This is a genomic window from Steroidobacter sp. (assembly GCF_036402275.1).
Classification (GTDB): Bacteria; Pseudomonadota; Gammaproteobacteria; order Steroidobacterales; family Steroidobacteraceae; genus Steroidobacter.
Window position 1 is genome coordinate 143,041 of record NZ_DASWTF010000048.1, and the last position, 13,078, is coordinate 156,118.

The 13,078-nt window shown below is 64.0% G+C and carries 12 protein-coding genes; 4 read left to right on the forward strand and 8 right to left on the reverse strand.

Going from position 1 to position 13,078, the window contains the following annotated elements:
• Positions 1–3 precede the first annotated feature (3 nt).
• The 3 genes from ispE to VGD45_RS27795 are packed head-to-tail and all read right to left on the reverse strand — an operon-like array spanning position 4 to position 3,163.
• Positions 4–876, reverse strand: a complete 873-nt coding sequence (ispE, locus tag VGD45_RS27785; RefSeq protein ID WP_331158648.1) for a 4-(cytidine 5'-diphospho)-2-C-methyl-D-erythritol kinase — start codon at positions 874–876, stop codon at positions 4–6.
• Positions 873–1,469, reverse strand: coding sequence for a lipoprotein insertase outer membrane protein LolB (gene lolB / locus VGD45_RS27790; RefSeq protein WP_331158649.1), 597 nt, complete (start codon positions 1,467–1,469; stop codon positions 873–875). Before lolB ends, ispE begins: the two co-directional genes overlap by 4 nt.
• On the reverse strand, positions 1,469–3,163 hold the full coding sequence (locus tag VGD45_RS27795; protein ID WP_331158650.1) for a tetratricopeptide repeat protein: 1,695 nt from the start codon (positions 3,161–3,163) through the stop codon (positions 1,469–1,471). Before VGD45_RS27795 ends, lolB begins: the two co-directional genes overlap by 1 nt.
• Positions 3,164–3,386: 223 nt before the next feature.
• Here VGD45_RS27795 and hemA point away from each other — a divergent pair, with 223 nt between their 5' ends.
• From hemA to VGD45_RS27815, 4 genes are read left to right on the forward strand one after another with little or no spacing between them, the layout of a single operon-like run.
• Positions 3,387–4,781: a glutamyl-tRNA reductase gene (hemA, locus tag VGD45_RS27800; RefSeq protein WP_331158651.1), complete on the forward strand. Its 1,395-nt coding sequence runs from the start codon at positions 3,387–3,389 to the stop codon at positions 4,779–4,781.
• Entirely contained in the window at positions 4,778–5,860 is a 1,083-nt protein-coding gene (gene prfA, locus VGD45_RS27805) for a peptide chain release factor 1 (RefSeq protein ID WP_331158652.1), read from the forward strand. The genes hemA and prfA overlap by 4 nt, the downstream gene beginning before the upstream one ends.
• Before the next feature lie 25 nt (positions 5,861–5,885).
• A complete protein-coding gene (locus VGD45_RS27810) occupies positions 5,886–6,620 on the forward strand; it encodes an RDD family protein (protein WP_331158653.1) in 735 nt (244 codons plus the stop codon).
• Positions 6,617–7,609: a stage II sporulation protein M gene (locus VGD45_RS27815; protein WP_331158654.1), complete on the forward strand. Its 993-nt coding sequence runs from the start codon at positions 6,617–6,619 to the stop codon at positions 7,607–7,609. The genes VGD45_RS27810 and VGD45_RS27815 overlap by 4 nt, the downstream gene beginning before the upstream one ends.
• On the opposite strand, the gene VGD45_RS27820 is transcribed toward VGD45_RS27815, so the two are convergent.
• The 5 genes from VGD45_RS27820 to VGD45_RS27840 all read right to left on the reverse strand — a co-directional run bounded on the left by VGD45_RS27820 (position 7,587) and on the right by VGD45_RS27840 (position 13,038).
• Positions 7,587–8,885, reverse strand: coding sequence for a DUF58 domain-containing protein (locus tag VGD45_RS27820; RefSeq protein ID WP_331158655.1), 1,299 nt, complete (start codon positions 8,883–8,885; stop codon positions 7,587–7,589). The two genes, VGD45_RS27815 and VGD45_RS27820, sit on opposite strands and share 23 nt — an antisense overlap.
• A gap of 16 nt (positions 8,886–8,901) precedes the next feature.
• The gene (locus VGD45_RS27825) at positions 8,902–9,843 is read right to left on the reverse strand and encodes a MoxR family ATPase (protein WP_331158656.1); all 942 of its coding nucleotides are present in this window, start codon (positions 9,841–9,843) and stop codon (positions 8,902–8,904) included.
• A 124-nt stretch (positions 9,844–9,967) separates the two neighbouring features.
• Positions 9,968–11,317 (reverse strand): DUF4350 domain-containing protein, encoded by a 1,350-nt coding sequence (locus tag VGD45_RS27830; protein WP_331158657.1) that lies wholly within the window; start codon positions 11,315–11,317, stop codon positions 9,968–9,970.
• A complete protein-coding gene (locus tag VGD45_RS27835) occupies positions 11,314–12,225 on the reverse strand; it encodes a hypothetical protein (RefSeq protein WP_331158658.1) in 912 nt (303 codons plus the stop codon). Before VGD45_RS27835 ends, VGD45_RS27830 begins: the two co-directional genes overlap by 4 nt.
• Before the next feature lie 3 nt (positions 12,226–12,228).
• Positions 12,229–13,038 (reverse strand): hypothetical protein, encoded by an 810-nt coding sequence (locus VGD45_RS27840; RefSeq protein WP_331158659.1) that lies wholly within the window; start codon positions 13,036–13,038, stop codon positions 12,229–12,231.
• Between the last annotated feature and the right edge of the window lie 40 nt (positions 13,039–13,078).

Here is a 13,078-nt window from a genome sequence, read left to right on the forward strand (position 1 = left end):
ACTTTACGCGGCCTCGTACGCCAGCCGGTCCAGCAGCGGCGAACGGTTCAAGCCACGCACGACATAGCCGGTCCAGCGCGCGGGCACGCGCGCGGCTGCGCTTCGAGCTGTCGCGTCATCAGGCATCGCGACGAACACGCAGGCGCCCGTCCCGGTCAGCCTTGCCTCTCCGAAATTACCAGCCCAATCAAGCGCTTCGGCAATCTCGCCACTACGCTTGCGGACCACCGGGGCACAGTCGTTTCGACCGCCCCCCGCAAAGAAGTCGCGTATTGTCGTGACGGGGGAATTACGTGTCAATTCAGGATCCTGAAAGACGGCCGCAGTGCTCACTCCTTGCTGGGGTTTGATCACCAGAAAAACCCGCTCGGGGAAGTCGGCCGGCGTGAGCTGTTCGCCGACTCCCTCGGCCCAGGCCGAATGACCGCGCACGAAAATCGGCACGTCCGCGCCCAACTGCAGACCCAGCGCCGCCAGCTCTTCGATCTTCAGATCCAGCCGCCACAAGTGATTCAGCGCCACCAGCACGGTCGCGGCGTCGGAGCTGCCGCCGCCGAGGCCGCCCTGGACGGGAATGCGCTTTTGGATTTCGATGCCGACGCCGTCGAACACTTCGTAGCGCGTGGCGAGCAGGCGCGCCGCGCGCACTACCAGATCCGAATCGGCGGGAATGTCGGCGTTGTCGCCGACGCGCTCGATGACGCCCGCAGGACGTTTGTAGAACTGCAGCTCGTCACATAGATCGATGAGCTGCATGGCGCTTTGTAACAGGTGATAGCCATCCTCGCGCCGACCCACGATGTGCAGACACAAGTTGAGCTTGGCCGGCGCCGGCCAAGCTTCCGGCAGGCCGAGGAATTCGTTGTTGTCGTTCATTGCCCTAGCTGCCAACGATCCACGACGATGCGCACGCGCGCGTCGCCGCTGGTGGCGGTGATGCGCATCGGGACGCGCGCGCCGGGCTCGTCGGAATAACGTTGATAGTCGATGCGCCAGCCCTCTTGTAACAGAGTGGCTACGCCGTGCTCGTTTTCTTCCTGCCACTGATGCTCGCCGGGCGCGGCGACGCCGAGCATCCAGTAACGCAAGTTACCGGCAGGCACGGAAGTACCGAGACGATTTTGCAGTTCCGCCCAGGCCGCGTCGGACTGCAGCTTCAAACCGTCGCTGGTTTCCAATGTCAGCTCGGGAGTGCCGCCAGTGCCACGCATTTCCAGATGCACGCCGCCGATGCCGACCGGGCCGCGAATTTCCACGGCGGAAACATCGCCGCGCTGACGCCATTCGAAGCTGCCCGAGCCGCCATTCTCCGGCCCCGACACACCGAGCCGGCCGCGCGCTTGCCAGCGGTCAAGATCTTTCAGGTCAGCCGGGATCGCCGTACCCGGCCCAGTCGACGGCGCGGTCGCACAGCCGGCCGCGATCAAACAAACGATCGCCGGCGCCAGCCAGGAAGCCCAACGCCGCATCAATTCAACTTCTCGAGCCGCTGCTTGATCTTGTCGTTCTCGGGATAACGCTCGCTGGCTTTTTTCCAGACATCGAGCGCGTCGGCTTTACGGTCCAGGGCGAGCAGCACTTCGCCGAGATGCAGATCCACCTCGGGATCGTTGATGCGACGCTTGGCCTGCTCGAGATAGTTGAGCGCGTCCTGGTCACGGCCGACGCGGTGGAGCGCCCAGCCCATGCTGTCGAGCACCGCGCCGCTGTCGGGCGTTTCCGCGAGCGCCTGCTCGATCAGTTCCAAGCCTTCCTTGTGATGACGCGTGCGATCGACCAGCGTGTAGCCGAGCGCATTGGTCGCGGACGGATCGTTCGGACGATCGGCCACGAGCTTGCGCAGATCCGCGATCGCCTCGTCCACCTTGTCGGAAGATTCGAGCTGGAAGATGCGCGCGAAGCGCAGCTCGACCGCGTCGGGATAAGCCTTCAACGCCTGATCCAGCAACGCCAGCGCGCCGGCCTTGTCGCCATTACTGCTGAGCAAGTTCGCCCGCGCGGTGATGGTCTCGATCCGATACTGCGGGCGGGTCGCGCCGAATTCTTCGAGGTGCTTGAGCCCCGCTTCGACGCCTTCCTGCTTCGCCTTGATGCGCGCCAGACGAGTCTGCGCGGCCATCGCGAATTCGCCGCCGGTGACGCGGCCGTAAATCTGGCTGGCGTCTTCCAGGGAGTCGCGGCCTTCGGCGATGGCGCCCAGATAGAACAACGATTCGTAAACGAACCGGCCGCTCGACACCAGATTGCTGAAACGTTGCGCGGCGGAGTCGCGATTGCCGAGCTGGAAGTCGATGTCGGCCAGCGCCCGCTCGACCACCGTGCCGGTGGACTCGCTATTCGCCAGTGCGCTCAGTTCCTTGCGGCCTTCCTCTTCCTTGCCCGCCTGCATGAGCATCAGCGCATATTCGAGCCGATGCGAATCTTGATTGTCTTGCTCCAGCACCTGCTTGGCGGTGGCGAGCGCGCCGTCCGAATCGCCAGTCAGCATCTGCATGCGAGCGAGCAGCAAGCCGGCGGGCGCCCAAAACGGCCCGAGCTCGCGAGCCTTACGCGCGTGCTCCATGGCCAGCTTCAGGTTGTCGGACTGAGACGCGGCCTGCGCCAGGGCGTAGTGCGCCTCGGTGACTTCGGGATATTTGACGATGAGCTGCCGGAGCACGGCGGTCACACCGCTGGAACTGCCCTCGTCCGCCAACTGCGGCAGCAGCGCGAGGAAACCGGCCTGCGGATTGATGAACGCGGTGTCGAGCAGGATGCCCAGGTGCTCGGCGGCGGTGTTGATCCTATAAAGATGTAAGGCGGCGAACGCGGCGAAGCGGCGGGCCTCCTCGTTGGTGTGGTTCAGCTCCAGCCAGCGCTCGGCGGCGGCCTGCACCACGGTCCATTGCCGATGCTCGTGAGCGACGCGCGTGGCTTGCTCGGCCAGCTCCTCGTCGTTGGTCGCCTGAGCCGCCCGCAGGTAGGCCTGCGAAGCCTCGAGGTACTGGCCCCGCTGCAAGGCCATTTCCGCGCCCAAAACCAGTGCATTGGGATCCGCCGGCAAATTCGCGACGTCCGCGTCCTGCTTGGCGCCCGGACTGGCGCAGGCCGCGAGCACGGAAGCCACCAGCAGAGCCGCGACTCGCGCGGAAGTACGAACTGTAATGCGATGATGGGAGCTCATTGTCGTCGGACTATATCTCAGCTGCCGCCCGGCCCGTCATATCGAAACTCGGGATCGGGCATCCTGCCACGACCCTCGTGCGAGTCGGCAAAAGGCGCGACTTTTGCCGATCGCTCGCCGCCTACGGCGGCGGGGTACATCCCTGTACCCGATATATGGGGCGGTCGCTTGTCATTAGTGGGCCCTTCCCCGACAATCCGCACCCGTTGCGACTGCAGCCGGCATGCCACTCGTCGTCATAGGAATCAACCACCGCACCGCGCCCGTCGAAATCCGCGAAAAAATGGTCTTTGGGGGCGAAGAGCTGCCCGAAGCCTTGCGGGAGCTGGCGGGGCAGCCTGGGGTGCGTGAAGCGTTGATCGTTTCCACCTGTAACCGCACCGAGCTCTACTGTTTCGCGGACGACGGCGCCGGCGGTGAATCCGCCCTGGCGGGCGCTGATGCGTCCGAAGGTGGCGCGTCCGAAGGTGGCGCGTCGGCGGATTCAGTGCCCCCGGTCCCTGTGCCGGCGTCCCTGCCCGCGTCCGATCCCTCGTTGCCATTGTCCGACTGGCTCGCCAACTGGCACGACCTGGCCGCGCATCGCCTTGATATCAACCAGTCCTTGTACCGCATGCACGGTACCGCGGCGGTCCAGCACTTGTTCGCGGTGGCGTGCGGGCTGGATTCCCTGGTCATCGGCGAGCCCCAGATCCTGGGCCAGTTGAAGGACGCCTATCGCGCGGCGCTGGATCAGAAGGTCACCGGTCCGTATCTCAACCGGGTGATGCAGACCGCCTTCTCGGTCGCCAAGCGAGTGCGCACGCAAACTCGCATCGGGGCGAACGCGGTGTCGGTGGCTTATGCCGCCGTGTCGCTGGCGCGAACCGTGTTCGAGAAGTTCTCCGGCCACACGGCGTTGTTGGTCGGCGCGGGCGAGACGATTGCGCTGGCCGCACGCCATCTGCACGCGAACGGGCTCGGGCGCATGATCGTCGCCAATCGCAGCCTCGGTCGCGCACAGGAACTCGCCGCGGAGTTCAAAGGATTCGCGATCGGCATCGATGACATCGCGGCCCACTTGCCCGAGGCCGACATCGTCATCACCTCGACGGCCAGTCCGACGCCCGTAATCACATACGACGCGGTCGCGGCCGCAGTGCGCGCCCGCAAGCGCAAGCCGATCTTCATGGTGGACATCGCCGTGCCCCGCGACATCGAGGCGGAGGTGTCGAAGATCGAAGACGTGTATCTGTTCACCATCGACGATCTGCAAAATGTGGTGAACGAGAATCTGGCGTCGCGCCGCGAAGCCGCGCGCGATGCCACCGACATGCTCGCGACCGAAGTGTCGCTGTTCGAGCAGCAGCTGAAAACGCTGGACGCGGTGCCGACGATCCGTCAATTGCGCGACGACGCCGAGGCGGTCCGCTCGCAGACTGCCGAACAGGCGCGGCGTATGCTGGCGTCCGGGCGCGATCCGCGCGAGGTGGTGGACTTCCTCGCCTCGACGCTGACCAACCGGCTGCTGCATGGTCCGAGTCAGCGGCTGCGCGAGGCGGCCGAACGCGGCGACGTAGAATTACTGGAGGCGGCGCGGACGTTATTTGCTCCGGACTCCCCCGATCAGACGCAATGAAAGATTCCATACGCATCAAACTGGAGAAGCTGGCCGAGCGCCACGAGGAAGTCAGCGGCCTGCTCGCCGATCCTTCCGTGATCGGCGACACCAACAAGTTTCGCGATCTGTCGGTGGAATATTCCAAGCTCGATCCCGTGGTGTCGCGTTATCGCGCGTATCTCGGAACGCTGGACGAGCGCGTGCAGGCGCGTGAAATGGCCGAAGGCGACGATCCGGAAATGCGCGAGCTGGGCCAGGAAGAACTGGCCAGCCTCAGCGCCCGCATCGAGGCCGAAGAGGAAGAGCTGGCCAAGCTGCTCATCCCTAAGGACGAGCGCGACGAAAGTAACATTTATCTCGAAGTGCGCGCCGGCACGGGCGGCGACGAGGCCGCGATCTTCGCGGGCGATTTGTTTCGTATGTATTCGCGCTACGCGACCCAGCACGGCTGGAACGTCGAAGTGCTGTCGGAGAGTCCGGGCGAGCACGGCGGCTACAAAGAAGTCATCAGCCGCGTGGTCGGGCGTGGCGCGTTCTCGCACCTGAAGTTCGAATCCGGCACTCATCGCGTGCAGCGTGTGCCGGCCACCGAAGCCCAGGGCCGTATTCATACATCGGCGGTCACGGTCGCCATCCTGCCGGAGCTGGACGAGATCGAGCCCATCGAGCTCAACCCGGCGGACCTGCGCATCGATACCTTCCGCGCCTCGGGCGCTGGCGGTCAGCACGTGAACAAGACCGACTCCGCGATTCGCGTCACGCATCTGCCCACCGGAATCGTGGTGGAATGTCAGGATGAACGTTCGCAGCACAAGAACCGTTCGCGCGCGTTGTCGCTGCTCAAGGCCAAACTCAAGGCGGCCGAGCAGGAAAAGCGCGATCAGGCCGAGGCCAGCTCACGCAAGCTGCAGGTGGGTTCGGGCGATCGTTCCGAGCGCATCCGCACTTATAACTTTCCGCAGGGTCGCGTGACGGACCATCGCATCAACCTGACGTTGTACAAGCTGGCCGACGTGATGAACGGCGAGCTGGAAGGCGTGATTCAGCCGTTGCAGCAGGAATACCAGGCCGAGCAACTCGCACGGATCGTGGAATAATCGGTCGACTAAGACAGGAACTCTCATGGCTGCGCCTCAGGTCACCCTGCAGAGCATTACCGGCGTCGATGTCGAGCTGCGCATCGCCGGCGTCGGCAGCCGCAGCTATGCGTTCGTGATCGACTGGCACATTCGCGTGATCCTGGCGTTCTCATGGTGGTCGGTCGGCACCATGCTGACGTTGGGCCGGCTCACTTTGACAGGCAGCGGCCAGTCGCCCGGTCAGAACTATTTTTTCTGGGTGTGGCTGCCGACCATCGTCATCTATCTCCTGTATCACCCCATCCTCGAAATCCTCATGCGCGGCAGTACTCCCGGCAAGCGCATGGCCGGCGTTCGCATCGTCACGCGCACCGGCGATATTCCAGGCGTCGGCGCGCTGCTGATCCGCAACGTGTTTCGCATCGTCGATTCGCTGCCGTTCGCTTATCTGGTCGGACTCGCCAGCGCGATCGTCACGGCACAACACGTTCGTATCGGCGACATCGCGGCCGGCACCCTGCTCATCCTCGACAGCAAGGAACACGACAGCTCGTTTGCCCGACTCACTCCGGCCAATCGCTCGCTCGATCCTCGCGCCGCGGACCTGATTCATGAGTTGTTGGAACGATGGATGGCGCTGGACGAAAGGACTCGCGGTGACCTCGCGCGCTCGCTGCTCGGCAGAATCGATCGATCCCTGTCGCCGGAGCAACTCGCGGAAATCCCCACGCGTGAACTCAGAGTTCGCCTGCAGGCGCTGCTGAACCCGACCGCATGACTACCGAAGCCGGCATGCAAGCGTGGCTCACGTCCCGGGTGGAAACCTGGCGCCAGCTGACGCCGCAGCTCGATGCGCTGGAGCGCAGCCGCGATCACTCCGCTGCCGAGGCACTGCAGGCCATCGAGCTATATCGGTCGCTCGGCCGCGATCTGTCGATCGCGCGCCGCATTCTCCCCGGCAGCCGTGTGACCAAGGCGCTGGAACGCAGCTACGCGAAACTGCACTCGATCATCTATCGCAAGCCGCATGACTGGCGCGCACGTACGCTGACGCTGTTTCGGGAGGAAATACCCGAAGTCGTCAGCGAGCTACGCCCCGCCATCATTTGGGTGACACTGCTGTTCGCGCTGAGCGCTGGCGCGGGGTGGTGGCTGGTGTCCAGCTATCCCGAGCTGATTTCGCTGCTGGCCAGCGAGCAGATGATCAACGGCGTGGAACGCGGCCGGTTGTGGACCGAGGGCCTGCTCAACGTGGCGCCCTCTTCGATGCTTTCGCTCGGGATCCTGTCCAACAACATCGCCGTGACTCTGACGGCGTTCTGCGTGGGCGTGTTCTTCGGCCTCGGCACGTTTTATATCATCGCCACCAATGGCCTGATGCTCGGCGCCATCTTCGCCTTCACCCATCAGCATGGGATGGCGGGCGAGTTGCTCAAGTTCGTGACGGCGCACGGCGTCGTCGAGCTGTCCGTCATTTGCATCGCCGGCGCGGCCGGCACCATGCTCGGCGAGGCATTGATCCGCCCGACGCATCCGACGCGCCGCGAATCGTTTCAACACGCCGCGACCAAAGTCTCGCGTTTGTTATTACTGTGCGCGCTGCTGCTGATCGGCTGCGGCTTCATCGAAGGCTATCTGTCGCCGGATCCCGATTTTCCGATGACCAGCCGCGTGATCGTCGGATTCGGTTATGGAATCGTGATGGTCGGCGCGCTGACCGGGCACCTGTTCGGCCGCAGATTCGTCAAACCCGCCGCCGGTTCCTGAACTCGGCGTACGCATCGAACACCGCGCGCTCCAACTGTTCGGGACGTGTCACCAGCGCCGGCGCACCCAACGCACGTAAGGCACGAACGTTACGCTCCAGTCGCGAGCAATATTCCTGAGCCGCCAGCGACTCGTACGGATCGAGCCAGGTATGCGCCGTGGCTGCCGTCATCGCCTCCGCTTCCGGGCTCGACATGCCGGCGATCAGTGGCAAATGTTTCGGTAGCAACAGACGAGCCGCCGATGCGAGCTGGCCGGCGACCGTCGCGTCGTCCACATCCGTCAACATCACGATGAGACTGCGATGGCGCACCAGGGTTCGAATGCGCAGCGCGGCGTTGAGCGGATTGGATTCCGCAGGTCTCGGCGTTGCCGCCGACAACATCTGGCGAATGCGGAGCACCGTGCCGATGCCGCGCCCCGGAGCAAGCGTCGCGAGCGGCTGATCGGCAAATAACATCACGCCGACCCGATCATCCTGCGCTACCGCATGCTCGGCGAACCGCGCAGCGAGGTTGATGTAGTGGCCCAGGCGATCCAACTCGCCGGCGCGCAACGCGCTGGTCCGTCCAGCGTCGACGGCCACGACGATATCGAGATGCTGATCTTCGGAGAAATCGCGGCTGATCAACTGACCGCGCCGGGCGGCCGCTTTCCAATCGATGGAGTTCTGTGGATCGCCGACGCGATACTCCCGCAACTGCAGGACCTCGGCGCCAGCGCCGAGCGCCGCGCGAGCGCGAATACCGCCGCTCACTGCGCCAACTCGTCCGGCCGCGTCACGTAACAATTCGGGCACGACTTTGAACGTGTAGCTCGCGTCGAGACGACGCGACCACCATGCCAGTCCCATCGGTCCGGCGATACGAGCCTGCATTCCAGGCCAGCTGTGCTGACCCAACCTTCGTGGCGTCGCGCGCAATTCAACCGTCACTGTCCCATTGGCGGGCACGGACACCAAGCGTATGTCAGTGGCGATCTCGACAGCTTCTGGCGCTGCCGGCGCGGCCTGGATATCCACAACACGCGACAGTTCGTGACGAAACAAAAGTTGCAAATGCATCGGCCGACCCAGCACTCCCTGCGCAGGAGCATCGACAGTGACGTTGGGCCGTGCTCGCGTGATCGTCCAACCCTCATAGGCGAGGCCGGCAAGCAGCAGCGCCAGCGGCAGTAGCCACAAGCGTTGCAGATCGGGATCGCCGCTCCATGTACCGAGGATAGCCACGAGCGCGGTGAGCACCGCAAACACGAGGCCATTGAGACGCAGATGCATGACTTGTGCGACGGGCTTAGCGAGGCACTGGCGTGCGATCGAGCAGCTGCTGAGTGACTGCGTGCTCGGTCACACCTTCCAGCAGTGCCTCCGGCGCCAGCATCAAACGATGCGGAACGACCAGCGGCGCGACTTGCTTCACATCGTCCGGCGTTACGAAATCGCCGCCGCGCATGCCAGCGGCAATTCGCGCGGCCCGCACCAACGCCAGCACGCCACGAGTCGACAGGCCCAGGCTCACGTGCTGATGTGAACGGGACGCCGCGGCGATGTCGATCGCATAGCCGGACAGTTCCGGCGCGAGATGAACTTGCTCGACGGCCTGTCGGACTGCGTTCAGATCCAGCGGCGGCGCTTGTTCCTGACCATCGGCGCGAGCGTGCGCGTCGGCATTGCCATAACGAGCGACGATGGCGAGCTCGTCCTCGCGCGAGGGATAGCTCAGATCGACACGCATCATGAAACGATCGAGCTGCGATTCCGGCAACGGGAAGGTGCCTTCGAACTCGCGCGGGTTCTGGGTTGCGACCACCAGGAAGTTATCGGGCAACGCGTAGTTCTGCCGATCCACCGTGACCTGCCGCTCTTCCATCGCTTCCAGCAGCGCCGATTGAGTCTTGGGCCCGGCGCGATTGATCTCGTCGACCAGCAGCACGTCAGCGAACACCGGGCCGTGACGAAATACGAACTGGCGCTTCTCGGTGTCGTACGCGTGCACGCCGGTGATATCGGCGGGCATCAGGTCCGATGTTCCTTGCACGCGCTTGAATGAGCCACGCAGGCAGGTCGCCAGCGTCTTGCTGAGCAGAGTCTTGCCCAGGCCCGGCGCCCCTTGCAGCAACACGTGACCGCGCGCGACCACGGCAATCGCCAGCGCGCGAATGACTGGCTGCAGGCCAAGCACCACCGCGCCGAGTTCCTGTTGCAACCGTTGTTCGAAAGCTTCGAGAGCGTTCATCTTTTCCTCTGACTCGGGATCGGGCATCCTGCCACGACCCTCGTGCGAAGCGCCAAAAGGCGCGACTTTTGCCGCTCGCTCGCCGCCTGTGGCGGCGGGGAACATCCATGTACCCATGCGGATCCTATTTCAAGGCGGCGCGCAGTCGCGCCAGCAAATTATGCAGTTGTGACAAATCCACGCGGCGACCCTGCTGCACTTTGGCATGCAAGCTCTGCAGCCGCTCGAGATCTTCCTCCGCCACGACCGGCTGCGCACGCAGCCAATCCCAAACGGGCGCGCCATCGGTGGGCAGACCGATACGCTTGCGGGTGTCATTGAAGAAGTTGGCGATCATCCGCTGACCTGCGGTCGCAGGACGCATGACGCGCGCCATGAAACCACCGGTGGCGCGCACGAAGCCCGTGATGTCCACCGGATTCCAGTTCGACTGCGCGGGACGCAGCCGCTGCGAGCCAACGACGAACAGCAGCCACAACCCGATCAGCCACCACAAGGTCGTATGCAGGCGCGAGTCGCCGAAGAAAGCTTCCGGATCGTAGAACGCGACCAGGCCCTGATGAGCGTCGTCCACGATCACCTTGCCGCCATCGCGCACCGACCAACGCACGATGTTGGCGAGCAGACGGGCATTGTCGGTCTCGCCCAGCAATTTGTTAGTGAGAATGCTGCCGTAACCACTGACGATGATCTGGCCCTTACCGAGCGGCAACAGCCACAGCACGGGCGCTCCCGACCCCGGATCGTGCGCCAATTCCATCGCGCCCGTTTCGTTGAACCAACCGTCCCATTTCGCGGTGGGATATTCCGACAGTGCGCTTACCTTGGTCACGCCTTCGAGCAGCGGATGCGAGCCCGCCGGCTGCATCTCGAAGGGCAGCGGCTCGGCATATTTGGTCTGCGCCTCGATCGTCTCGGCGATCGAGGGCGACTCGTCTGCAGCGTCCTCGGCGTCTTTGTCGGCGCTCTGGTCGGATTCCGCGGCTTCGCCCTCGCCGCCCTCGTCCTCGCTATCCTCTTCTTCGTCCAGTTGCGAAAAATTCATCTGCGTCATGGACCGCAGATGCTCGAGAAACTCGGGGTCGACGGCCTCTTCCATGGACCAGTCCGGAGTATCCGACAAGCCCGCGACCACCAGTAACGTATTGCCTTCCCGGACCCAGCGTCGCAACGGCAATACCTCCGAATCGCGGATCGGATACAAATGGGGCGCGGTGCTGACCAGCAGGTTGCCTGCCGATGTTTCCAAGCCAGGCGTCTCGGCCAATTTTCCGAAACGCTCGCGCAGCGACAGCACCGGCACGTGCTCCGCCTCGAGCCAGCGCACCAGGCCGAGATAACCGTTCGGACCGGCCTCGATGCTGACCGGTCGCGTCGGGCGAGCTTGTGGCGCGTCGGGTTTCGGCGCCATCACGACGTAGAACGCGACGAATGCCCCGAGCGCCAACGCTAATGTAAGCAGCCGGTCTTTCATGTCGCGGCTCCACTGAGCTGCGCGTTGAGACCGCGGCCGACGCGCACTGCTTCATCCTGAGCGTCGCTCGCCAATGCCTTGCCGCTGAAAACTTCCAGCTCCGCAAGCTGCGTCACGCGGCGGAAAGAATCTCGCTGAGTCGAATCGTCGAAGCGTGCACGCGCCATCAGTTCACGGTGCGTCAGACTCTGTGCGCCATGCAGCCGACCGGTTTTGACCAGCGTGGCGATCAGCAATCTCAACACCGCGGAAGGTCGCCCCTCGCGCAGGGCTGCTTCGAGATCGAATTCGCCGGAGGGTACGACACCAGCATCCACAGCGCTCGTAGTCGCAGCTCCCGACTTGCGTCGCCCCGTTCGGGCGGCCCTCACTTCGTTCACGATGATGACGATCGCCAGCACGACCACCAGCAACATCACGCCATAGAACAACGCGAGCCGCACTGCTGCGGAGATGGGATGGTCGTTGAGCCAGCGTTGCAGCCAGGGATCGGCCTCCTCTTCCTGGCGATCGAACGCTTCGCGCAGCCATCGCTTGAGCCGCTCGAACCAGGACAGCTCTTGCTCGGCCACCACCGGCTCGCGCAACGACTCCAGCACGGAATGCACGCTGTCGATGCCGACCTGTCCTTCGGGCGGCTGGGCATAGCGATCCAGCAACGTCCGCAGATTGGCCAGGCCGTTGAGTGTCAGCAAGTGGTGCTGATCCACGGGCAGCAGAGCTTTTATGCCGAGCTCGTTGAGCGCCGCATCGAGGCCGGGACAGGCCGCTTCCATGTCATCGAGCCCGACGACGTCGGACGCGAGAGAGTCGATGCACGCATCGAGCACTGGCCGTGCCGAGCCCTCGCCTTGCGCGAGGGCCGCGGGCACGGCCAGTAGCATCAGAACAAAAGCAGCTAAACGCACGAATCAGGCGGGATTCAACGCATTCACGCGCGCGGCGAGATCGCCGCCTTCTTTACGCAGCTTCAGATCCCAGTACAGGGCGATGACCACGGCGCTGAAGAACGGCATCAGGAAGATGTTGAACACGGCGTTGAACGCCAGCTCGCCGAGCAAGCCGACCAGCGCGATGTCGTCCACGCCCAGGCCGATGAATGGCGCGGCGACGCCCGCCACCAGCGCGAGGGCCATGAAGATCACCATCACCAGAATCAGCGCCACGGTGAAGATGGCGCTGGTGCGCCACCAGTTGCCCCACACCAGCTTGTGACTGCCGGTGAGCGATTCCACCGCGCCTTTGTTCTCGAACAGCAGCAGCGCCATGTACATCATGAGGGTGATCATCAGGATCAGGCCCGGCACGATCAGCAGGATCAGACCGACGATCACCGCCAGCGTGAACAGGATGGTGGCGCCTATCAGCGTCGCGAGTCGTCCCAGCGCCGCTTTCAATGCGTCGCCGACACTCATCTCCACATCGGCGCCCAACGCATGCTGTTTCAAATACAGCGCGCTCATCACCCACATGGTGAGCAGGCCCGATAGGAGGCCGATCGCGATCGAAGCCGGATCGTTGAGGCCCAAGGCCGCGCCCACGCCGGCAGTGGCATCGGGAAGCGGCTTGCCGCTGAACAGCCAGTACAGAGTCGGCGGCATGCCGACCACCGCCAGCAGCAAGGAAATGGGCCAGACCGCGCCCAGCGAGGATTTGTACAGCTGGAAGCCAGTGTCCAACACGCCGCCGATACCCTGCGGCTGACTCGGCTGAATAGCCATCACGCGTCTCCCTTATGGTTTGTCGATGGATCGAGCAAAG

Bases quoted from the DNA above. Each gene is read 5' to 3' on its own strand.
- ispE (WP_331158648.1), bottom strand. From the start codon at position 876: ATGAACGACAACAACGAATTCCTCGGCCTGCCGGAAGCTTGGCCGGCG.
- lolB (WP_331158649.1), bottom strand. From the start codon at position 1,469: ATGCGGCGTTGGGCTTCCTGGCTGGCGCCGGCGATCGTTTGTTTGATC.
- VGD45_RS27795 (WP_331158650.1), bottom strand. From the start codon at position 3,163: ATGAGCTCCCATCATCGCATTACAGTTCGTACTTCCGCGCGAGTCGCG.
- hemA (WP_331158651.1), top strand. From the start codon at position 3,387: ATGCCACTCGTCGTCATAGGAATCAACCACCGCACCGCGCCCGTCGAA.
- prfA (WP_331158652.1), top strand. From the start codon at position 4,778: ATGAAAGATTCCATACGCATCAAACTGGAGAAGCTGGCCGAGCGCCAC.
- VGD45_RS27810 (WP_331158653.1), top strand. From the start codon at position 5,886: ATGGCTGCGCCTCAGGTCACCCTGCAGAGCATTACCGGCGTCGATGTC.
- VGD45_RS27815 (WP_331158654.1), top strand. From the start codon at position 6,617: ATGACTACCGAAGCCGGCATGCAAGCGTGGCTCACGTCCCGGGTGGAA.
- VGD45_RS27820 (WP_331158655.1), bottom strand. From the start codon at position 8,885: ATGCATCTGCGTCTCAATGGCCTCGTGTTTGCGGTGCTCACCGCGCTC.
- VGD45_RS27825 (WP_331158656.1), bottom strand. From the start codon at position 9,843: ATGAACGCTCTCGAAGCTTTCGAACAACGGTTGCAACAGGAACTCGGC.
- VGD45_RS27830 (WP_331158657.1), bottom strand. From the start codon at position 11,317: ATGAAAGACCGGCTGCTTACATTAGCGTTGGCGCTCGGGGCATTCGTC.
- VGD45_RS27840 (WP_331158659.1), bottom strand. From the start codon at position 13,038: ATGGCTATTCAGCCGAGTCAGCCGCAGGGTATCGGCGGCGTGTTGGAC.